The sequence below is a fragment of the Nonomuraea sp. NPDC049309 genome (genome assembly GCF_043196965.1).
Taxonomy (GTDB): domain Bacteria; phylum Actinomycetota; class Actinomycetes; order Streptosporangiales; family Streptosporangiaceae; genus Nonomuraea; species Nonomuraea fastidiosa.
Window position 1 is genome coordinate 583,004 of the sequence record NZ_JBICSH010000005.1, and the last position, 22,027, is coordinate 605,030.

Genomic DNA, 22,027 nt, shown 5'->3' on the forward strand with positions numbered 1-22,027 from the left:
TTTTGGCAAGTTGCGGCCTGCCATTGTGAAGCCATCATGAGTGAAACCACCGTCGCACGGCCGCACTCCTTCCCTGTGCGCCTCCTCCGCCTCTTCGGCGGGCTCGCCCTGTACGGCTTCGGCCTCGCCCTGCAGGTCGAGTCGGGTCTCGGCAACGGTCCTTGGGACGTCTTCCACCAGGGCGTCGCCCTGCGGCTCGGCCTCACCATCGGCACCGTCATCACCCTGGTCGGCGCCCTGGTCATGCTGCTGTGGATCCCGCTGAAGCAGAAGCCGGGGCTGGGCACGATCAGCAACGTGCTGCTCGTGGGCGTCTTCGCCGACCTCGGGCTGTACCTGCTGCCCACCCCGGGCGGCCTCGCCGTCCAGGCGATCTACGTGGGCCTCGCGGTGGTGACGGTCGCCCTCGCCACCCTGTTCTACATCGGGGCCGGCATGGGCGCCGGGCCGCGCGACGGCATCATGACCGGGCTGATCCGCCTCGGCCTGTCCGTACGCCTGTCCCGCTTCCTCATCGAGGCCACCATGCTGGCCGCGGGCTGGCTGCTCGGCGGGCAGGTCGGCGTCGGCACCGTGGTGTTCGCGCTCGCCATCGGGCCGCTGACGCAGCTGTTCACCCGCTGGTTCCCCCTGACGTGATCCCGGGCCGCCCGAGGCCGATCATGACGCGACATGATCGGCCCGGGCCCGGGATCACCCCGCGCCGAGTACCGTCTAGGCATGCGGATCGAGGATTACGCCCTGATCGGAGATATGCAGTCGGCCGCGCTCGTGGCGCGGGACGGTTCGATCGACTGGCTCTGCCTGCCCAGGTTCGACTCCCCCGCGTGCTTCGCGGCGCTGCTCGGCAGCGAGCGCAACGGGCACTGGTGGCTCGGGCCGACGGGCCGCAAGCCGGCCACCCGGCGCCGCTACCGTCCCGACACGCTCATCCTGGAGAGCGAGTGGGACACTCCCACGGGCACCGTCCGCGTCATCGACTTCATGCCGCCCCGCGACCGCAACCCCGACGTCGTCCGCATCGTCGAGGGCGTCTCCGGCACCGTCGAGATGTCCACCCAGCTGCGCGTGCGCTTCGACTACGGCCGCATCGTGCCCTGGGTGCGCCGCCACAACGGCCACCTGCAGGCCATCGGCGGCCCCGACTCGGTGTGGCTGCACTCCCCCGTGCCGCTCAAGGGCGGCGACTACGCGCACCGGGCCACGTTCAAGGTCAGCGAGGGCGAGCGGCTGCCGTTCGTGTTCACCTGGCACCCGTCGCACGAGCCGATGCCGCCGCAGATCGAGTGCGAGAACCAGCTCGACGAGACCGAGTCGTTCTGGTCCGAATGGGTGGCCAAGTGCACCTACTCGGGACCGTACCGCGATGCCGTGGTGCGGTCGCTGATCACGCTGAAGGGGCTCACGTACGCGCCGACCGGCGGCATCGTCGCCGCCCCCACCACGTCACTGCCCGAAGACCTCGGAGGGGTGCGCAACTGGGACTACCGCTTCTGCTGGCTGCGCGACGCGACGCTCACGCTCGACGCGCTCATCAGCTTCGGCTACCTGGAAGAGGCCGCAGACTGGCGCAGCTGGCTGCTGCGCGCCATCGCCGGCCGCCCTCAGGACCTGCAGATCATGTACGGCGTCGCGGGCGAGCGCCGCCTGCCCGAGCTGATGCTCGACTGGCTCGACGGCTACGAGGGCTCCCGCCCGGTCCGCATCGGCAACGAGGCCGTCAAGCAGCTCCAGCTCGACGTGTACGGCGAGGTGATGAACTGCCTGTTCACCTCCCGCAGCCGCGGCCTGTGGCCGGACGACCGCGCCTGGACCATCCAGCGCCAGCTCCTCGACTACGTGGAGGACCACTGGGACGAGCCCGACGAGGGCCTGTGGGAGGTGCGCGGGCCGCGCCGCCACTTCGTGCACTCGAAGGTGATGTGCTGGGTCGCGCTCGACCGTGCCGTCAAGTACGTCGAGCAGTTCGGCCGCGTCGGGCCGGTCGACACGTGGCGCAGGCTGCGCGACGCCGTCCACGCCGAGGTCTGCGAGAAGGGCTTCGACGCCCGGCGCAACACCTTCACCCAGTCGTACGGCTCGTCCGAGCTGGACGCCGCGCTCCTGATGATCCCCCTCGTGGGCTTCCTGCCGATCGACGACCCGCGCGTGACCGGCACCGTCACCGCCATCGAGAAGGAGCTGATGTCCGACGGCTTCGTGCTGCGCTACCCCTTGGCCGCCGACAACGACGTGGACGGCCTGCCCGGCGGCGAGGGCGCGTTCCTCGCGTGCAGCTTCTGGCTCGTCGAGGTGATGGCCCTGCAGGGGCGCAAGGAGGAGGCCAGGGAGCTGTTCGAACGGCTGCTCACCCTCCGCAACGACGTGGGGCTGCTGGCCGAAGAGTACGACCCCCGCTACGGGCGGCTCGTCGGGAACTTCCCGCAGGCCTTCAGCCACGTGCCCTTGGTGCACGCGGCCCGCGCGCTGTCCTGATCTCCTCCTTCGGCCAGGGTGCGGTGGGACGGCCGGGTCAGGGGCCGGTGAGGCGGCGCTCGCCCTCCGTCGTGAGCACGAAGACCTGCCAGGCGTAGTAGGCGTAGTAGGCGCGCGGGTCGCGCTTGATCTGGCGGGCGTGCAGCAGGATCGCGTCCACGTACGCCTGCGAGGGGTTGTAGGCGTGCAGTGCCCGGCGGTAGTCGCGCGGAGCGCCGCTCGCCTTGAGGTAGTTGGCGGCCCCCATGACGGCGTCGTGCGGGTCCTGCACGTCGCCGCCCAGCCCGTACGCCCTCCAGGTGGCCGGCATGAACTGCATCGGCCCCTGCGCGCCCGCGTGGCTGTCCGACCTGACCCGCCCGAACTTCGTCTCGGCGAACATCACCGCCGCCAGCACCTCCCACTCGACCCCGAAGCGGCGCTCGGCCTTCTTGAAGTAGCCGAGCAGCTCGCCCGCCGGGCGGGGGTCGCGGACCTTGAACACCTTGGACGGTTTGATCGGCCGGGTCAGCGCGAACAGCTCGCGCAGCGCCTCGGTGTTGTCCTCGGCCTGCGACCTGAGCTTGGCGGGCAGGCGGGCGAACGCCTTGGCGGCGAGGCCGGGGTTGCGGGCGGCGTACCGGTAGAGGCGCTGCTGGTAGAGGGCGAGCAGCTCGACGTCCTCCGGCAGGTCCTTGGGGTCGGGTTCGCCGCTCTTCGTCCAGGCGTCGATCGCCTTGTTGAGCCTGGTGGTGGTGTCGCGGAGGGCGGCTGCCAGTTTTTCCGGATTTTTCGGGATTTTCTGGGTGGGGGCTGGCAGCCGCTCGGCCACGGGAACCTGCTCCGGAGCCTGCTCGGGAGCACCGGACGCGGGGGCCTCGGCGGGCGTGGCGGGCGTGGCGGGCTCAGCGGACGCGGCGGACGCGGCCGGCTGCGCGCCGCCCGTGTCCGCGCTCTGCGCCGGAGTGCCGCAGGCCGCCGTGAACAGGATCGCGGCGGCGGTGGCGAGCGCGGGCGCCCGGCGGAACTGCGTGTGGCGTGCCTCCATGAACAGGCAACCTACCCGGTACGCCCCCGCCCGCGTCCGCCCCCACGCCCGCACCCCCGTACAGCATCGAAAGCCACCCCCACACCCCGCCACTACGCCCACGACCCCCACCCGCGCACTCACCCACGACCGCCGCCACCACCCGCACACTTGCGCGACCGCCACCACACACTCGAACCCGACCACCGCCACCGCCGCACACTCGAAGCCGGCCCACCACCCGCACACTCGCGCGCGACCGCCACCGCACCTCGATTCCGACCACCACCGCCACACGCGGGCGCGCCCGCCACCGCACATCGATCCCGACCCACCACCGCCACACACTCGTGCGCGACCGCCACCACCCCCGCACCCTTGCGCGACCGCCGCGACCACACACCTGCGCGAGCGTGCGGACCCCGCACTCTTGCGTGTCTGCGGCGATCACCGCGCACCGGCGCGGACCACAGCAGGCTTGCTCCCCCTCAGTCAAGCGGACTGAAGCGTTGGGAGCGCTCCCAACAATGGGAGCTCCAAATGTGACCGCTCTCAGAATTCTCAGCGCGATGTTGCCAAAACGTTGTTTAGTGAAATCGCAGGTAGAAGGGCTCTTTTCCGCCTTTCCCCGGTAGCGCACCCCTGTACTCGCCGGTTTCGTTGACCGCGGCGCTTTCACGTCCCTACCCTGGAAGTTGTTGGGAGCGTTCCCACGACTCTGTCCGCGGGTGTTCGTAGCGGGCGTTCGGTCCGGTCTCCGCGTCGAGACCACCATGCCTGTCCGTACGAAGGATGGCGCGATGCGCGAAATGCCGCAGGAGGAATTTCCGATCCGGCACAGGGACGACGGCGAGCCCGTCGGTCCCGCCCGGCCGCTGCCCGGGAGGTCCGGGATGGTGCTGCTGTTCGAGGAATGGGCGGCCAAGGCCCCGGACCGGGCGGCCGTCGTGGACCGCGAAGGCACCGTCTCGTACGGCGAGCTCAACGCCGCCGCCGACCTGCTCGCCCGCCGCCTCATCGAGGCCGGCGCGGTGAGCCGCCGCACGCGGCGCGGCGAAGCGCCGTCCCACGCGGCGGTGAACGGCGGGGCGGCGACCCACGTGACGGTGAACGGTGGGGCGGACCGTTCCGCCCGCGCCATCGGCTCGCCCGCGGCAGAGGGCGCGGGTAGCGTCCCCGGTGGTGCCGGCGGCGCGTCGGTGGCCGGACGCACCGACGGCACCACCCCCGCTCAGGCGGGCATCCCTGCAGCCGCACCGCTACCCGGCGATGCGGCCCCAAGGCGGCCGTCCGGCAACGCAGGCACCCCCGCCGACGCCACGCTGCCGGGTGGCACCGCCGCCGATGTGGCCGCCTACGGCACGGGCGGTTCAGCGGCCGACCACCGCACGGAGCCGGTGACCAGCAGCACGCCCGGTCACAACGGCGCGACGGCCACGGACGGCGCGGCCGGTCGCAGCCGCGCGGCGACCACGCACAGCGCGAGCCGCCAGAACGGCAAGACGGTTCCAGGCAGCGCGATCGGCCATATCAGCGAGGTGATCGCACACGGCACGACCGGCCAGAACGGCGAGACGGTCGCATACGGCACGGCCGGCGCTACGCACGAACCGGTGTCCAGTGAGACGTCCGACGAGTTGAACACCGGCGGCCACGGGGGCGCGGCCGGTGAGGTGGTGGCGATCCTCGCGGGACGTACGGCCGGGACCATGGCCGGGATGCTCGCCGCGATGAAGGCCGGCGCCACCTACCTCCCCTTGGATCCGGAATATCCGGCTTCCCGGCTCGAACTGGTCCTCCGCGACTCGGGGGCAAGGACCGTACTCGTGCCCGACGGGCTGAGGGAGCGCCTGCCCGCCTTCGACGGCACGGTTCTGGATCTGCCGGTCTTCGGAAAGAGCCGAGCACCCGGCATGGCCCCCACCGCAGCCGGCTAACCGACGCCACCTGGGCCCGACCGCGGGCGAGGAGACGCCGCATCGGCACAAGGCGCCAACACACCCCCACGCCCTGCATGCGCGCGCCCGTCCGCACGACCCCCGCGTCGGCGCGCTCACGGAGCCGGCGCCGGTGCGCGGTGACCCGTTCGGGCGGTGTTCCCGTCCGGTACCTGCATCTCCGGTGCGGCGAGTGAGCCCACATGCCCGGCAAGACCCCGGCCGGATCATCGCGCGGCGCACGATGCCAGCACCGCACGCGGACAGTCAGCCCACATGCCCAGCAAGACCCCGGCCGGATCATCGCGCGGCGCACGATGCCAGGGCCGCGTGCGGGGAGCCGTCGGCCCCGTACTTCGGCCCGTCCTTCGGCCGCGTCCGGGCCGGCGGCCGTCTTCACCGCCGTGGTCACGAGGTCCTCTGACCGGGTCTGACAGGCGGGGTTCGGGAGGATGAGGCGCGGGCTGGCTTATCGTAGTGATCGTCCATAGAGGTCATGAGAGGAGCGGGATGCCGGACATGCGCCCGCTCCGTCCCGCCGACCCCGAGCGTGTCGGCGGCTACCGGCTCCTCGGCGTGCTCGGCTCCGGCGGGCAGGGCACCGTCTATCGCGGCGTCGGCGACCAAGGCCGGGAGGTCGCCGTCAAGCTGCTGCACAGCCACCTCGCCCAGGACGGCGACGTCAAGCGCGGGTTCCTGCGGGAGGTCGAGGCGGCGCGGCGGGTCGCCGCATTCTGCACGGCGGCGGTGCTGGACGTCGGCGTGATGGACGACCGGCCGTACATCGTCAGTGAGTACGTCCCCGGCGACACGCTCCTGACCGTCGTACGCACCTCGGGGCCCCGCACGGGCGGGGCGCTGCACCGGCTGGCGATCGCCACGCTCACCGCGCTGGCCGCGATCCATCAGGCGGAGATCGTGCACCGGGACTTCAAGCCGGGCAACGTTCTCATGGGGCCGGACGGGCCCGTCGTCATCGACTTCGGCATCGCCAAGGCGCTCGACGCGACCTCCGCGACGTCGGGGGCGGTGGGGACGCCCGCGTACATGTCGCCCGAGCAGTTCCGCGGGGAGCGGGTGGGGCCTGCGTCCGACATGTTCAGCTGGGCGGGGACGATGGTGTTCGCGGCCACGGGGCACCCGCCGTTCCGGGGCGAGGCGATGGCCGTGATCATGAACAGGATTCTGAGCGGCGAGCCCGGCCTGGACGGCGTGCCCGCGTCCCTGCGCGGCCTGATCGAAGCCTGCCTCGCCAAGGATCCCGCCGCTCGCCCCTCCCCCGCCGATCTGCTCACCACCCTGATCCGTCCGGCCGCCTCATCACCGCACTCCTCGCCTCCCGCCGCGAACGACGCTCCGCCCGCGCCCGGCCCGTCAGGGCAGGTCCCCGCCTCCGGCCCGCACCCTGCCGCGCCGCCCATCGGCGCTGGGGCATCTCCCCCGCGCGGGCCCGGCCCGTCCGGTCCGCCCATCGGTCTTGGGAGGTCTCCCGCGCACGAGCCCGCTCCGTCCGGTCCGCCCATCGGTCTTGGGGCGTCTCCCGCGCACGAGCCCGCTCCGTCCGGTCCGCCCATCGGTCTTGGGGCGTCTCCCGCGCACGGGCCGGGTTCGTCCGGTCCGCACAGCGGCCTGGAGACGGCTCCCGCGCACGAGCCTGGCTCGTCCTGGCCGCCCCGCGCAGCGGACACGTCCCCCGCCGCTGCATCGCCCGTGCGCGAGGCGGGCTTCTCAGGTCCGGCCCCTGCCGAGCCGGCCTCCGGGCGCGGGTCCGAGGGGTCAGGGCCACCGCCCCTCTCCCCGCCCTCCGGGCATGACGCCGGCGGGTCAGGGGCGCAGCCGGACTCGCGGGGCGCCGCGTCGGGGCCCGGCTCGTACCCTGGCGCGGTGCCGAGCCCGCACGGGCCGGATACGCCCGGTGCGCGGCCTTCGCCACCCGGCCGGCCCGCACCCGAAGCGTTCCCTGACTCCTTGGGCGGGGACGGCCAGGAGCGCGGGGTCGGACGGCGGGTGTTCATCGGCGGGGTGGTGGCGGCGGCGCTCGGCGGGTCGGCGTTCCTGCTGCTGCGGCCGGACGGCGGCATGGCGGGTCCGGACGGCGGGCGGCCGGACGACGGTGTGCCGCCGAGCCGGGCGGCAGAGGGGCGTGCCCAGGGCAGCGGCACGCCGGCGCCCTCTGCGGTGACGAAGGCGGAGCCGTTCGGAACGGAGATCGCCGAGCCGGCGGCGCTGCCGCGCGGCAAGGACGGGGTTCCGACCGCGCTGGCCGCGGCCGGGGGCACGGTGGTGTGCGGCACCGGCAAGGGCGTCCTGTTCGGCTGGGACATGAACGGGGCTGCCACGCGCCTGGGCGACGGCGGTGAAGGGGTGACGTCGGTCGCGGCGGGCACCCTGGACGGCCGTGCGGTCGTGGTGTCCGGGCACGAGGACGGCCGGATGCGCCTGTGGGACGCCTCCGGCGCGAAGCTGGCCGATCACCGGGCGAAGGACCGGATCAGGGGCGTCACCGTGGCGGGCCGCGCGGTGGCGATGTCGGAGCGGCACGACCTCGTACAAGATCAGTACAGCCTGGTCCGCCTGTGGGACGTCGCCACCGGCGAGCAGATCGGCCCCGGCATCACCGATCACTTCGGGGGCGTCAAGTGCCTGACGTTCGGCCGCCTGGACGGCGAGGACCTGCTGGTGACGGGTGACGGCGCGAACCGGGTGCGGCTGTGGCGGTTGTCGTCGGGGACGTTGCTGCGCTCGTTCACGACGGGCGAGGAGGGCGGCATCGAGCTGATGGCGTACGGGCGGGTCAAGGGCGCGCCGGTGCTGGTCTCCACGCACTTCGACGCCACCTTGCGCGTGTACGACCTGACGACCGGCGAGCGCATCGGCAAGTGGCCCTTCAGCTCCTGGAGCCCCGACGACCGGGGCGTGACGGCGCTGGCCGCGGGCCTGCTGGGCGACACCCCGATCGCGGTGGCGGCGCACGCGCCCGGCGGCAAGGTGACCGTGCGGGTGTGGAGCCTGGACGACGGCGAGGTCATCGGCCATCTCGGCCTCCGCGACGAGAGCGCCGTCTACCACGTGGCGATCGCCGAGCTGGACGGACGGCCCGTCGTCGCCGGGGCGGACGAGCGGGGCAGGCTGCACGTCTGGAGCCTCGGCTCGCCTTGAGCGCTCTCCGGCCCCTCGAGCGCCCCGGGCGTCCCCGCGCCCTTTGAGCGGCAGCGCGGCGTTCCGCTCCGAGCCCGTTCCGAGCCGCGGTCGCAGACCGGGCGCGAGCCCCGGCCGGGTCAGCCCTCCGTGGCGGCGGCGCGGCGGTCGCGGACGGCGTCCACGTGCCGCATCACCGGCGTGGCCGTCACGCCGTGCAGCACCACCGAGACCACGATCGTGAACCCGGCCGCCCGCAGCTCATCGGCGGGCATGCCGAAGTCGGCCTCGCCCAGCGCGTACGCCAGGTAGAGCAGCGACCCGATCCCCGGACACCGCCCGGGAGATCACTGTATTCATCGCCCTTTGTCCGCCCGCTTTCGCCGGTCGGACGGGCCCGCACCCCCAGACGGCTCGCCGCTGGGCAGCTCGCTCTCGCCACGGCCGGGGCTGCGAAGCGCCGGCGCTGCTCCACTCGCGGCTCGGGCGAGGGGGCGGAGAGCCTGGCCTACGGATGAACGACGCAAGGCGGGGGACATCGGGTGCGCAGCACGAACGCGGTATACGTGGTGGCGAGATGGTCGAAAGCGGGTGTGGCGCAAGGGTGAGGGGCGGCCTGCCGCAGGGCATCCTCACCGTGGCGAGACGTGGGAGGGTTGCGCTTTTTCCATGTCATGTGATGTTGTGCCGCCCGATCCCCTCGTTTGACCCCAGGAGGCCGGGCGAATGCCGTTCATCGTTGATGTGACCAGCGGAGACGTCGAGAAGGAAGACCGGGCTTCGGAGAAGGGACATTACGGCGGGACCCTGCTCGGCCTGCGGTTGCTGAACGAGCGGACGGTGCCGGGGCTCGACCCGTACGACCCGCGCACGCTGCTGTACGTCGCCGCGGGCATGCTGGGCGGGACGCCGGCGCCGGGGCTGGCCAAGGCGGTGTTCCTGGCGAAGTCGCCGTTGACCGGGGTGGCCGGGGAGGCGCACGCGCTTGGACCGTTCGCGGCGGGGATGCGGACGTCCGGGGCATGGGCGCTGGCGGTGATCGGGCGTGCGGAGCGGTTGTCATACGTGCTGGTCGAGGACGGCCGGGTGAGCGTGCACGCCTGTCCCGAGCTGCGCGGGCTGGGGGTGGCCGAGACCACGGACGCGCTGCGGGCGAAGCACGGCGGCGAGGCGCACGTGGCGGCGATCGGCCCGGCGGGCGAGCACCTGGTGCGGTACGCCTCCGTCGTGACCGATCACGCCTTCGCGGCGGGCCGCTACGGGCTCGGCGCGGTGTTCGGGTCGAAGAACGTCAAGGCCATCGTGTGCGCGGGCGGCGGAGCGCCCGCCGAGGCGGCCGACCCGGGCAAGATCGCCGCGCTGGACACCTACTACCGGGGCGCGCTGGCCACCAACCCGCTCGCCGCGCTCCAGGCGAGCGTGCCGGGCTTCGCGGGCTGGACCGATCCGCTCGCCCCCGGCTACGCCTCGGTCCGCAACTTCTCCGAGACCGGCGAGCCCGGCCTGCGCATCCCGGCCGCCGAGGACTACGACGGCCGCGCGGTGTCCGTCTCCGGCTGCTGCCCCGGCTGCCCGAACGACTGCATCAAGATCTTCGCCCCGCCCGGCGGCGGCGAGCGGCGGACCGGCGGGCTGGGGCAGGAGGCGTTCCTTTCACTCGGGTGGAACCTCGGCATCGACGACCTCGACGCCGTGCTCGCCGCGAACGCCCGCTGCAACGATCTCGGTCTCGACGTGGTCTCGCTGGGCGGCACGCTGGCGTTCGCGATGGAGTGCGCGCAGCGCGGGCTGCTGCCGGAGGGCCCGGCGTTCGGTGACGCGGCGGCGCTCGCGCGCCTGATCGAGGACGTCGCCACCCGTTCGGGCCCCCTCGGCGATCTGCTGGCGGAGGGTTCGGCCAGGGCGGCGCGGCGCATCGGCCCGGAGGCGGTGCCGTACGCGATGACGGCCAAGGGCGCCGAGCTGCCGTGCTTCGACCCGCGCCCGCAGCCGGGGCTCGGGCTCGGGTACGCCCTGGCCCCCGGCGGCCCGCGCTACGACGCCCTGGAGCACGACCTGGACTTCGACCCGGTCGCCGGGCTCGGCTACAGCTTCCCCGAGGCCGCCAGGGTCGGCGCGGCGCCCGCCCCGGCCGGGCGGCTGAACGAGGAGCGCGGCCGGCGCAGCGCCCGGCTGCTGCGGCTGTGGAGCGCGCTGGACGCGCTCAACCTGTGCGTCTTCGCCTCGACGCCGACCCGCCCGCTCACCGTCGATCACCTGACCTCGCTCGTCACGGCCGTGCTCGGGGAGAAGTTCACGCTCAAGGACCTGCTCGCGGCCGGCCAGGCGAGGCTGGACGGGATGCGTGCGTACGCCCTGCGCGAGGGCCGCGAGGCCGGGGCGGACGCGCAGGACTTCCCCGACCGGCTGAGCGAGGAGCTGCCGGCGCGGCTGCACGACGAGCCGATCGCGGAGGGCCCGTACGCGGGCGCGGTGCTCGACCGGGAGGCGTTCGCGCGGGCGCGCCGCGCCTTCTACGAGGAGCTGGGCTGGAAAGACGCCTTGTGACGAGGCACGGCGGAGCACGGCCGGGCGCGGGGCCGTCCGGCCGGTGCGGGTGACGCGGCGCAGCTTCCGGCGGGCCGATGCCGAGCGCTTGATGTTAGCGCTAACATCGCGATGCGAAAGCGGCCCGAACGTACGAAGGTCAAGCCGCCGCGTCAAGACCCGCCTCCGCACCGCATCACATCGCCGCAGCTCAGCACCGGACGGAGGAGGCCGGAGCCATGCAACTTTCACGCAGGCGCACCCCAGGGTTGACGCTCGCGGAAGACCGCGCCTACAGTGCCTGCGACGCGACCGGCGCAGCGTCCGGCAGGCGAAGCGGTCACCTTTCCGTTCGAAGGTCCCGTTCGAAGGAGGGCCCTTGCGCCGCCTGTCCCGCATCGTCGCCGCCGCCGCGGCGGCGCTCACGCTCACGGCCGCCGCGCTCGCCTATCCCGGCCCCGGCCTGGTCACCGGCGACGTGGTCGTGCACGACCCCACGATGATCCGCACCCCGTCCGGCTACGTGCTCTACTCCACCCACGGCTTCCTGGAGGCGCGCACCTCGACCGACCGCATCCACTTCACCCGGGCGGGCAACGCCTTCGGCTCGCCGCCGTCGTGGTGGCGTACGTACTCGCCGGACAACGACCCGTGGGCGCCCGACATCTCCCAGCAGGGCGGGAGATACCTCATGTACTACGCGGTCTCCAGCTTCGGCTCCAACAACTCGGCGATCGGCCTGGCCACCAGCCCGACCGGCCGGCCGGGCACCTGGACCGACCAGGGCATCGTCTACTCCACGACGACCGGCTCCGACCACAACGCGATCGACCCCAACCTGCTGGTGGACGCCCAGGGCCAGTGGTGGCTGAGCTTCGGGTCGTACTGGACGGGCATCAGGATGATCAGGCTCGACCCGGCGACCGGCAAGCGCCACCCCTCCGACCGCACGCTCTACCACCTGGCCACCCGGCCTGACGCGCCGTACGCGGTGGAGGCGCCCGCGATCATCCGGCACGGGAGCTACTACTACCTGTTCGCCTCCTACGACCGCTGCTGCGCCGGCCTGGACAGCACGTACAAGATCAAGGTGGGCCGCTCGACCAGCCCGACCGGCCCGTACGTGGACCGCTCGGGCCGCAGGATGCTGGACGGCGGCGGCACGCTGGTGCTGGAGACGCACGATCAGGTCGTCGGCCCCGGCGGGCAGAGCCTGATGTCGGACGTGGACGGCGACCTGCTCGTCTACCACTACTACGACCGCAACGACAACGGCACGCCGAAGCTCGGGATCAACCTCATCGGCTGGGACTCGGCCGGCTGGCCCTACGTGTACTGATTCGCGGATCCGGGCGGCGGGCGCGACGGCGCCCGCCGCCCGTCCAGCGTTCGAGACGGCCGCGCTCCGCCATTGACAACGCCGCAAATCGGACTTTAGGTTTTCGAAACGTTTCGACTTCTCAAATCGACCGTTGGAGCGCCATGACCTCGTTGCGCGACGTGGCAGCACGCGCGCAGGTGGCCGTCAGCACCGTATCGGCCGCGCTCAACGGTACCCGTCCGGTGGCGGCGGCCACCAGGCTGCGCATCGAGCAGGCCGCCCGCGAGCTCGGCTACCGGCCGAACCTGCTGGCCAGAGGCCTGCAGAGCAAGCGCACGAGGATCCTCGCGCTGCTGTTCCCGCCGCCGGCGGGCGGCTTCGGCCCGACGGGGACGGGCTTCGCGACCGCCGCGGCCGAGACCGCCAAGGAACTGGGCTACCACGTGCTGCTCTCCCCGGAGAGCGCCGCCCCCGTCGAGGAGCTGCGCCACCTGACCGGGCTCGGGCTGGTGGACGGCGTGCTGCTGATGGAGGTGCGGCTCGACGACGAGCGGCCGGCGTTCCTGGCGCGCGCCGGGATGCCGTTCGCGATGATCGGGCGCACCCGCGCCCCCGAGGGGATCGACTACGCCGACATCGACTTCACCGCCACGGCGCGGCAGGCCGTGGCGCACGTGGCCGGGCTCGGCCATCGGATGCTCGCCTTCGTCAACCCGCCCGCCGCCGTGTTCGAGGCCGGATACGGCCCGGCCGTCCGCGCCGCGGCGGCGCTCGCCGCGGCGGCCCGCGAGGCCGGGATCGGCTACCTGGACGGCGGCCACGCGGGCACCCGTGAGGAGGGCGCGCGGGCGCTGGACGCGCTGCTCGACGCCCGCCCCGACGTGACGGCGCTGGCCGTGATGGGCGACCGGGCGGCGGCCGGGGTGCTCGCCGCGGCGGCCCGGCGCGGCCTGCGCGTGCCCGACGACCTGACGCTGCTGCTCGTGCTGGCCTCGGCGCGGGTCGCGGAGATCTTCCATCCCCGGCTGACCACGCTCGAGCCGCCCAGCGCGGAACTGGGCAGGCTGGGCGCCCGCATGCTCATCGACCGGTTGGGCGGCGGCGGGCCGCCGCGGCAGCGCCTGGTGCCCTGCCGGCTGGTGACCGGCGACAGTTCCGCACCACCACGTACGGGAGCCGCTTCGTGAAGCTCGGAATGCACACCCTCACCGAAACAAGAGGGCTGCTGTTCGGCGGCGACTACAACCCCGAGCAGTGGCCCGAGGAGGTGTGGGCGCAGGACGCCGCGCTGATGCGCGAGGCCGGGGTGAACCTGGTCACGGTCGGCGTGTTCAGCTGGGCGCGGCTGGAGCCCGAGCCGGGCGAGCACGACTTCGGCTGGCTGGACCGGCTGCTCGACCTGATGGCCGCGCACGACATCGGCGTGGACCTGGCCACCCCGACGGCCTCGCCGCCGCCGTGGCTGGGTCACCGCTGGCCGGAGACGCTGCCGGTGGACGAGCACGGCCACACGCTCTGGTACGGCGCGCGCAACCAGTTCTGTCCTTCTTCGTCCGTTTTTTGGGAGCGCTCCCTTGATCTTGTGACGGCCCTGGCCGACCGCTACGCAGGCCACCCGGCGCTGGCGATGTGGCACGTCGGCAACGAGTACGGCCAGGTCTGTTTCTGCGACGCCTCGGCCGCCGCGTTCCGGGATTGGCTGCGCGAGCGGTACGGCGGCATCGACGGGCTCAACGAGGCGTGGGGCACGACGTTCTGGAGCCAGTGCTACTCCGGCTGGGAGGAGGTGCTGCCGCCGCGCGCCGCCCCGTACATCGTCAACCCGAGCCAGCGGCTGGACTGGCGGCGCTTCTGCTCCGACCGGCTGCTCGCGCACTTCCGCGCCCAGCGGGACGTGCTGCGCGCCCGCACCCCGGACGTGCCGGTCACCACGAACTTCATGGGCCTGTTCAAGGGCATCGACTCCTGGGCGTGGGCCGAGGAGGAGGACGTGGTCGCGAACGACTGCTACCCCGAGCCCGGCGACCCGCTCACCCCGGCGCGCACGGCCCTCACCCACGACCTCATGCGCGGCCTGGCCAAGGGCCGGCCGTGGCTGCTGATGGAGCAGGCCACCAGCGCCGTCAACTGGCGCCCGCACAACCTGCCCAAGCCGCCGGGGCAGTTCCGGCTGGAGTCGCTGCAGGCGCTGGCGCGCGGCGCGGACGGGCTCTGCTACTTCCAGTGGCGGGCCTCGCGCTTCGGCGCCGAGCGCTTCCACGCCGCGATGGTGCCGCACGCCGGGCCCGAGACGCGGCTGCACCGCGCGGTGCGCGAGCACGGGCGGGAGCTGCGCAGGCTGTCGCGCGTGGCGGGCACGCCGGTGCCGGCGCGGGTGGCGATGATGTTCGGCTGGGAGAGCTGGTGGGCGCTGGAGGAGCGCGGGCGGCCGAGCGACCGGCTCAACGCCGACGAGCAGCTGCTGCGCTACTACGTGCCGTTCTTCGAGCGCGGCGTCGCCGTGGACGTGGTGCCGCCGGGGGCCGGGCTGGAGGCGTACGCGCTGGTCGTGGTGCCGAACCTGTTCCTCATCAGCGACGAGCAGGCGGCCGGGCTCGACGCGTACGTCCGCCGCGGCGGGGTGCTCGTGGTGGGCCCGTTCTCCGGGGTGGTGGACCAGCGCGCGCACATCCGCACCGGGCGCTTTCCCGCGCCGCTGCGCGAGATGCTGGGCGCCTCCGGCGAGGAGTGGCAGCCCGTGGGCGAGCCCGTACGGTGCCGGTGGCGGGACGGCGCCGAGTTCACCGCCGGCACGTGGACCGAACTGCTGGCGGCCGAGGGCGCCGACGTGGTCGCCGCGTACGCCTCCGGCGACCTGGCCGGGCTGCCCGCCGTCACCCGCCACCGGCACGGCGACGGCCTGGCCTGGTACGTCGGCACCATGCCCGAGCCGGCCGCGCTCGCCGCGCTGGCCGAGCGGGTGCTGGCCGACGCGGGCGTGACGGGCGTGCTGCCCGCGCTGCCGCCCGGTGTGGAGGCGGTGCTCCGCGGCGAGGTGCTGTTCGTGCTCAACCACGGGCCGCGGACCGTACGGGTGGAGCTGCCAGGACGCGCCGAAGACCTGCTCACCGGCGCCGCCGCCGAGGGCTCCGTGACGCTGGCGCCCCGCGAGGTCGCCGCCCTGGTCCCGGCGGGCGGCGCCGCAGGATGACCACCCGCAGGATCACCCGCCGCACCGGACCCGGCGGCAAGCCCCGCAGACTGAGCAGCCGCCGCACCGGACCCGGCGGGAGCCGCCTGGCCGTCCCCTGAACCTCCCCCTTCCTGAGATGATCATCGTTGCCCACAAGGAGTGATATGTCCGCCTTTCCCGACAATTTCGTCTGGGGCACCGCCACCGCCGCCTACCAGGTGGAGGGCGCCTGGAACGAGGACGGCCGCGGCCCGTCCATCTGGGACACCTTCTCCCACACCCCCGGCCTGGTCGCCAACGGCGACACCGGCGACGTGGCCTGCGACCACTACCACCGGCTGGAGGAGGACCTCGACCTGCTGGCCGAGCTGCGCGTCGGCGCCTACCGCTTCTCCATCTCCTGGCCGCGCGTGCAGCCGGGCGGCAGCGGCCCGGTCAACGCCGTCGGGCTCGACTTCTACCAGCGGCTCGTGGACGGCCTGGTGAGCCGGGGCATCGCGCCGGTCGCCACCCTCTACCACTGGGACCTGCCGCAGGAGCTGGAGGACGCGGGCGGCTGGCCGAACCGCGACACCGCGGAGCGCTTCGCCGAGTACGCCCGGATCGTGGGCGAGGCGCTCGGCGACCGCGTACGGACGTGGATCACGCTGAACGAGCCGTGGTGCTCGGCCTACCTGGGCTACGCCTCCGGCGTGCACGCCCCGGCGCGCACCGAGCCGGCCGCCGCGCTGGCCGCCGTGCACCACCTCAACCTGGGCCACGGCCTGGCCGTGCAGGCGCTGCGCTCGACCGCGGCCAAGGACGCGCAGATGTCGGTCACGCTCAACCTGCACCACATCCGCGGCGTGTCCGAGGCCGACGCCGACGCGGTGCGGCGTACCGACGCGCTGGCCAACCGGGCCTTCCTCGGCCCGATGCTGGAGGGCGCCTACCCGGCCGACCTGCTCGCCGACACCGCCGGAGTGACCGACTGGTCGTTCGTGCGCGACGGCGACACCGCGATCGCCAACCAGCCGCTGGACGTGCTCGGCGTCAACTACTACAACCCGACGCTGGTGCGGCACTGGGACGGCCAGGGTCCCAAGGAGACCGCCGACGGCCACCAGGACGGCGCGGCCTCGCCGTGGATCGCCTGTGACAGCGTGGAGTTCGTGCGCCAGCCCGGCCCGTACACGGAGATGGGCTGGAACATCGACGAGACCGGCCTGACCGAGCTGCTGCTGCGGCTGCACCGCGACTACCCGGACCTGCCCGTCATGATCACGGAGAACGGCGCGGCCTTCCCCGACCCGGTCTCCCCCGACGGCCGCGTGCACGACCGCGACCGCATCGACTACCTGCACCGCCACCTGACGGCGGTCGGCGAGGCCATCGCGCAGGGCGCGGACGTGCGCGGCTACTTCGTCTGGTCGCTGATGGACAACTTCGAGTGGGCGCACGGCTACGCCAAGCGCTTCGGCATCGTCCGGGTGGACCGCGAGACGATGGAGCGCACCTGGAAGGACAGCGCCTTCTGGTACCGCGACGTGGTCACCTCCGGCAAGCTGCCGGTCGGCTGAGCCGCGCGCCCGGCGGCCGCCCGGGGATCAGGGCTTGCGTGCCACGCCGCCCACGAAGGTGTGGTACGTGATCCCCGGCACCGCCTGGTGGTCGCCGGTCTCCGGCCGCCACTCGGGCAGCGGCACCAGGCCGGGCTCCAGCAGTTCGAGGCCCTCGAAGTAGGCGAGGATCTCCTCCCGGGTGCGCCAGCGGCCGGTGCCGAGGTGCTCGTTGAACAGCCGCTCCGCGGTGGTCGCCTGCTCGGACACCTCGGGCAGGGCCGGGCCCGGGTTGTGGAAGTGGGAGATCACCACGTGGCTGCCCGGCGCCAGCCTGCTGATGTAGCGGGCGGCGACGCCCTTCGGGTCGTCCTCGTCCCTGAGGTGGTGCAGGATGCCGAAGAGCAGCAGCCCGACCGGCTCGGAGAAGTCGATGAGGGCCCGTGTCCTCGGGTCGTCCATGACCTTCTCGGCCTCGCGGGCGTCGGCGTCGACGATCGTGGTGGTCTCGTCCACGGCGAGCAGGGCGCGGCCGTGGGCGAGCACGATCGGGTCGTGGTCGACGTAGACGACGTGGGCGCCGGGGCGTACGGACTGGGCCACCTCGTGCACGTTGCCCTGCGTGGGCAGCCCCGAGCCGATGTCCAGGAACTGCCGCAGTCCTGCCTCGCCCGCCAGGTAGCGGACGGTGCGCCGCAGGAACTCCCGGTTGGCCATCGCCGCCTGCGGCGCGTCCGGCGCGATCTTCAGAGCGGCGGCGGCCACCTGCCGGTCGACCTCGTAGTTGTCCTTGCCGCCGAGCATGTAGTCGTAGACGCGGGCGACGCTGGGCTTGCTCGTGTCGATCCCGCTGGGCGCGCTTTCCTGCTCGCTCTCGGGCACTGTCGGCTCCTCGGTGGATCAGGGGGGTATGCCGAAGATCCTAAGACGAGACGCCCGGCATCGATCGGCGAATCTCGAAATATCAGGATTTGCGGGGAAAGGTCACCACTGATCGATGTGCAGCACCGTGTCCAGCGGCTGCCGCTTGGCCCGCCCGAACGTCTCGCCCGTGTAGTAGGCGGTCGGGATGAGCACCCCCTGGCGCACGTCACCCGGGATGCCGAGCAGCTCGGCGATCTCGTGCTCGTACGCCAGGTGCAGCGACGTCCACGCGGTGCCCAGGCCGCGGGCGCGGGCGGCGAGCATGTAGCTCCAGGCGGCGGGCAGCAGCGAGCCCCACAGACCGGCCTGATTGCCCTCGGGCAGGGCCGGCACGGCCAGGCAGCCGATCACCAGCACCGGCACCTCGCCCATGTGCTCGGCGAGGTAGGCGGCGCTCTCGGAGACCCGCTGCTGGACGGCGGCCCGCTCGGGGTCGTCGGCGAACAGCCGCCCGGCCGACGCCGCCGACTCGCGGTAGCGGCGGAACGCGCGCTCGTAGTAGCCGCCGATGGCCTTGCGCTTGTCCGGGTCGGTGACCACCACCCAGTGCCAGTTCTGCACGTTGCTGCCGGAGGGCGCCTGGAGCGCGATCTCCAGGCACTCCTTGACCAGCTCCAAGGGGACCGGGCGGGTGAGGTCGAGGCGCTTGCGGACGCTGCGGGTCGTGGTGAGCAACTCGTCTGCTGAGATCGTCATGCGCTTCATCATGCCCACCTCGGCGCGCCATCCCCGCCCGGCCCCGCCCGGCCCCGCCCGGCTCGGGCCCCCGGACGCTGAAAGATCAGAGGCCGCCGAGCACCGCGAGCGCGGGCAGCGCGCGGCCGTCGTAGCCGAACAGCGCCTGGTTCTCCCAGGCGTTGCCGGACGACGGGTCCGCCGGGTCCCAGCCGTTGCCGGGCACGGCGGTCCAGGTGGCCTCCCAGCTGTACAGGCCGAGGCCGCGCCCGTCGGGGACGGCGCGGACGATGTCGGCGACCTTGGCCAGCATCGCCGACTGGCCCTGCGGCGTGGCAGGGTGGCCGGGGTACGGCTCGGGGTCGGCGATGATGTTGGGCCAGCCGTCGGCGTCGGCGGTGGTGAACGGGTAGGCGGTCTCGACGACCAGGACCGGCTTGCGGTACCGGGCGGCGACGTCGTTGATGTTGGCCTGGAAGGCCTCCAGCGTGCCGTGCCAGTACGGGTAGTACGACAGCCCGATCACGTCGTAGCGGATGCCGTGCGATGCGGCGTTGTCGAACCACCACCGGTACAGCCCGTTGTCGCCGCCGTCGGCGAGGTGCAGCACGACCCTGGTGCCCGGCGAGACGGCCTTGACGGCGTCGTAGCCGGCGTTCAGCAGCGCGGCCGTGTTCGGCCAGGTGGAGGTGGAGCCGTCGGGCCACAGCAGGCCGCCGTTGATCTCGTTGCCGACCTGCACGAGGTCGGCGGTGGTGCCCTGGCGGCGCAGCGCGTCGAGCACGTCGTAGGTGTGGTCGTAGACGGCCTGCCTGAGCCGGTCGAACGGCAGCGACCGCCAGGCGGCGGGCTTGGTCTGCGTGCCGGGGTCGGCCCAGCTGTCGGAGTAGTGGAAGTCGATGAGCAGGCTCATGCCGAGCGCCTTGGCCCGCCTGGCGACGGCGAGCACCTGCGTCTTGGTGTTGTAGCCGTCGGCCGGGTTCACCCAGACCTTCAGCCGGATGGAGTTGAGGCCGCTTCGGGCCAGGATGGCCAGGGCGTCGCCCGCGGCGCCGTTCGCGTCGCGGTAGACGCCGCCGAGCGCCTCCGATTTGGCCAGGCTGGAGATGTCCGCCCCTCTGATCGCGAGCGTGGCGGCCCGTTCCGCCTGGGCCGGCGGGGCGGTGAGCAGGGCGGCGCATAACAGCAGTGCGGTGAGGATGCCTCTCATGGCGCTCTCCTAGGGTCGGGGATTTCCTCGATGACCGTGACCGCCCCGGCCGCGACGGTGACCGGCCCGTCGTGCCGCACGCCGTCGAACACGCTCACGCCGCTCACCCCCTCGACCGTCACGGCCTGGTCGCCGTGGTTGATGAGGAACAGGTGACGGCCCCTGCGCACGAGTTCGAGGGTGTCGGGCAGGCCGCGCGGCCGGGTCACCCCGGCGTGGTCGAGCACCTGGCCGAGCAGGCCGGGCAGTCCGGTGACGGGCGCCGTGGCGAGGTACCAGGCGGTGCCGGCGCCGAGGTCGTGGCGGGTGAAGGCGGGATGTCCCGCGTCGGGTCCTGTGGCGAAGCGGCGCACGGCCGTGGCGCCGGCGAGGCGGACCTGCTCCGACCAGATGCGGGCCTCCCCGTCCTCGCCGAGCGCCACCGTCTCGTGCTCGCGCAGCGGGTGGAACTCCTCGATCGACAGGCCGAGCAGCTCGCGCAGCGCGCCGGGGTGCGCGCCGGGGTGGATGGTGTCGTGCTCGTCCACGATGCCGGAGAAGTAGGAGACGAGGAGGTGCCCGCCGGACTCGACGTACCGGTGGAGGTTCTTGGCGGACGCCTCGGTCAGCAGGTACGAGCTGGGCGCCACCACCAGCCGGTAGCGCGACAGGTCGGCGGAGGGGTGGACGAAGTCCACGGTCACGTGCGCGCGCCACAGCGCCTCGTAGAAGGCGTCCATCCGCTCGCGGAACGTCAGGTCCACCGACGGCCGCCAGTCCAGCTCCAGCGCCCAGTACGACTCCCAGTCCCACACCAGCGCCACCTCGGCGCGCACCCGGCTGCCGCGTACCCCGGCGAGCCGCTTGAGGTCGGCGCCCAGCCGGACGATCTCCCGCCACTGCTCGGAGTCGGTCCCGGCGTGCGGCACCATCCCGGAGTGGAACTTCTCCGCGCCGAAGCGCGAGGCCCTGAACTGGAAGAACAGTACGCTGTCCGAGCCGCGCGCGACGTGCGCGAGGCTGTTGCGGCGCATCTCGCCCGGCCGCTTGGCGATGTTGCGCGGCTGCCAGTTGACCGCGCCCGCCGAGTGCTCCATGAGCATCCACGGCTCGCCGCCCGCCACCGAGCGGGCGAGGTCGGCCGACATGGCGAGGTCGATGTGGTTGTCGGGCCGCTCGGCCTGCAGGTAATGGTCGTTGGCGACGACGTCCAGCTCGCGCGCCCACCGCCACAGGTCGGTGGACTTGCAGTTGACGGTGCCGGCGAAGTTCGTGGTGACCGGCAGGTGCGGGGTCAGCTCGCGCAGGATCCCGCGCTGCAGCGCGTAGTGCGCGCGGTGCTCGCCGTCGCTGAAACGGGCGTAGTCGAGCCGCTGGGCCGGGTTGACCGCCGTGTGGTTGGCGCGGGGGGCGTCGATCTGCGACCAGTCGGTGTAGGTCTGCCCCCAGAAGGTGGTGCCCCAGGCGTCGTTGAGCGCGGAGATGTCGCGGTAGGTGTGTTTCAGCCACGCGCGCCAGGCGGCCACACTGTGCTCGCAGTAGCACTCGCCGAGCGGAGCGCCGTACTCGTTGTGCACGTGCCACATGACCACGGCGGGGTGGTCGCGGTAGTGCCCGGCCAGCGCGCGCACCAGCCGGGCGGTGGCCGCGCGGAACGCGGGCGCGCTGGAGCAGGCGCTCTGCCGCCCGCCGAACCCGATCCGCACGCCCTCCCTGTTCACCGGCAGCACGTCGGGGTGGCGGGCGACGAACCAGGCGGGCGGGGCGGCGGTGGGCGTGGCGAGGTCGACCGCCACCCCGGCCGCGTGCAGCCGGTCGAGGATCTCGTCGAGCCAGCCGAAGTCGAAACGCCCCTCCTCGGGCTCCATCAGCGCCCACGAGAACATGCCCAGGCTCACCAGGTTGACCCCGGCCTCGCGCATGAGCTCCACGTCCTCTTCCAGGACCTCGCGCGGCCACTGCTCCGGGTTGTAGTCGCCGCCGAAGGCGATCCCGGCCGGTCGCTCCGGATACATCCGTCCCCCCCGCACCATCGATCTGTGAACGTGCACAGTAAAACGGATCCGACCGGCGAAGAACAGTCACCGCTCGGACCTTTCTTTGTCCAGGCGCGCAACGAGAACGTA

At 73.0% G+C, this 22,027-nt stretch carries 15 protein-coding genes; 9 read left to right on the forward strand and 6 right to left on the reverse strand.

The features are described from left to right. Positions 1-36 precede the first annotated feature (36 nt). Positions 37-639 (forward strand): YitT family protein, encoded by a 603-nt coding sequence (locus ACGFIM_RS31045; RefSeq protein WP_393207390.1) that lies wholly within the window; start codon positions 37-39, stop codon positions 637-639. A gap of 81 nt (positions 640-720) precedes the next feature. After that, complete coding sequence (locus tag ACGFIM_RS31050) at positions 721-2,475, forward strand: glycoside hydrolase family 15 protein (RefSeq protein WP_393207393.1); 1,755 nt, start codon at positions 721-723, stop codon at positions 2,473-2,475. Positions 2,476-2,512: 37 nt separating this feature from the next. Here the strand turns inward: ACGFIM_RS31050 and ACGFIM_RS31055 are convergent, their stop codons facing one another. Continuing rightward, entirely contained in the window at positions 2,513-3,502 is a 990-nt protein-coding gene (locus ACGFIM_RS31055; protein WP_393207396.1) for a lytic murein transglycosylase, read from the reverse strand. Positions 3,503-4,281: 779 nt separating this feature from the next. Between ACGFIM_RS31055 and ACGFIM_RS31060 the strand changes: the two genes are divergently transcribed. Next, positions 4,282-5,418, forward strand: coding sequence for an AMP-binding protein (locus tag ACGFIM_RS31060; RefSeq protein WP_393207399.1), 1,137 nt, complete (start codon positions 4,282-4,284; stop codon positions 5,416-5,418). 510 nt (positions 5,419-5,928) lie between these two features. Beyond that, positions 5,929-8,577 carry a protein kinase gene (locus ACGFIM_RS31065; RefSeq protein ID WP_393207402.1) on the forward strand — a complete coding sequence of 883 codons (2,649 nt, stop codon included), beginning with the start codon at positions 5,929-5,931 and terminating at the stop codon, positions 8,575-8,577. 119 nt (positions 8,578-8,696) lie between these two features. Here the strand turns inward: ACGFIM_RS31065 and ACGFIM_RS31070 are convergent, their stop codons facing one another. Then, entirely contained in the window at positions 8,697-8,831 is a 135-nt protein-coding gene (locus ACGFIM_RS31070) for a hypothetical protein (protein ID WP_393207405.1), read from the reverse strand. 451 nt (positions 8,832-9,282) lie between these two features. Between ACGFIM_RS31070 and ACGFIM_RS31075 the strand changes: the two genes are divergently transcribed. From ACGFIM_RS31075 to ACGFIM_RS31095, 5 genes are all read left to right on the forward strand, one after another. Continuing rightward, a complete protein-coding gene (locus tag ACGFIM_RS31075; protein ID WP_393207408.1) occupies positions 9,283-11,103 on the forward strand; it encodes an aldehyde ferredoxin oxidoreductase C-terminal domain-containing protein in 1,821 nt (606 codons plus the stop codon). A 358-nt stretch (positions 11,104-11,461) separates the two neighbouring features. Beyond that, entirely contained in the window at positions 11,462-12,421 is a 960-nt protein-coding gene (locus tag ACGFIM_RS31080; RefSeq protein ID WP_393207411.1) for an arabinan endo-1,5-alpha-L-arabinosidase, read from the forward strand. A 143-nt stretch (positions 12,422-12,564) separates the two neighbouring features. Continuing rightward, a complete protein-coding gene (locus tag ACGFIM_RS31085) occupies positions 12,565-13,590 on the forward strand; it encodes a LacI family DNA-binding transcriptional regulator (protein ID WP_393207414.1) in 1,026 nt (341 codons plus the stop codon). Beyond that, positions 13,587-15,593: a beta-galactosidase gene (locus tag ACGFIM_RS31090; RefSeq protein WP_393207417.1), complete on the forward strand. Its 2,007-nt coding sequence runs from the start codon at positions 13,587-13,589 to the stop codon at positions 15,591-15,593. Before ACGFIM_RS31085 ends, ACGFIM_RS31090 begins: the two co-directional genes overlap by 4 nt. Positions 15,594-15,739: 146 nt before the next feature. Next, on the forward strand, positions 15,740-17,134 hold the full coding sequence (locus ACGFIM_RS31095; protein ID WP_393207420.1) for a GH1 family beta-glucosidase: 1,395 nt from the start codon (positions 15,740-15,742) through the stop codon (positions 17,132-17,134). A gap of 27 nt (positions 17,135-17,161) precedes the next feature. On the opposite strand, the gene ACGFIM_RS31100 is transcribed toward ACGFIM_RS31095, so the two are convergent. The 4 genes from ACGFIM_RS31100 to ACGFIM_RS31115 form a co-directional block, all read right to left on the reverse strand. Continuing rightward, a complete protein-coding gene (locus ACGFIM_RS31100) occupies positions 17,162-17,995 on the reverse strand; it encodes an SAM-dependent methyltransferase (RefSeq protein ID WP_393207423.1) in 834 nt (277 codons plus the stop codon). Positions 17,996-18,097: 102 nt separating this feature from the next. Continuing rightward, the gene (locus tag ACGFIM_RS31105) at positions 18,098-18,733 is read right to left on the reverse strand and encodes a nitroreductase family protein (protein WP_393207426.1); all 636 of its coding nucleotides are present in this window, start codon (positions 18,731-18,733) and stop codon (positions 18,098-18,100) included. An 85-nt stretch (positions 18,734-18,818) separates the two neighbouring features. Further along, complete coding sequence (locus ACGFIM_RS31110) at positions 18,819-19,922, reverse strand: arabinogalactan endo-beta-1,4-galactanase (RefSeq protein ID WP_393207429.1); 1,104 nt, start codon at positions 19,920-19,922, stop codon at positions 18,819-18,821. Continuing rightward, positions 19,919-21,916 carry a beta-galactosidase gene (locus tag ACGFIM_RS31115; RefSeq protein ID WP_393207432.1) on the reverse strand — a complete coding sequence of 666 codons (1,998 nt, stop codon included), beginning with the start codon at positions 21,914-21,916 and terminating at the stop codon, positions 19,919-19,921. The genes ACGFIM_RS31110 and ACGFIM_RS31115 overlap by 4 nt, the downstream gene beginning before the upstream one ends. Positions 21,917-22,027 lie beyond the last annotated feature (111 nt).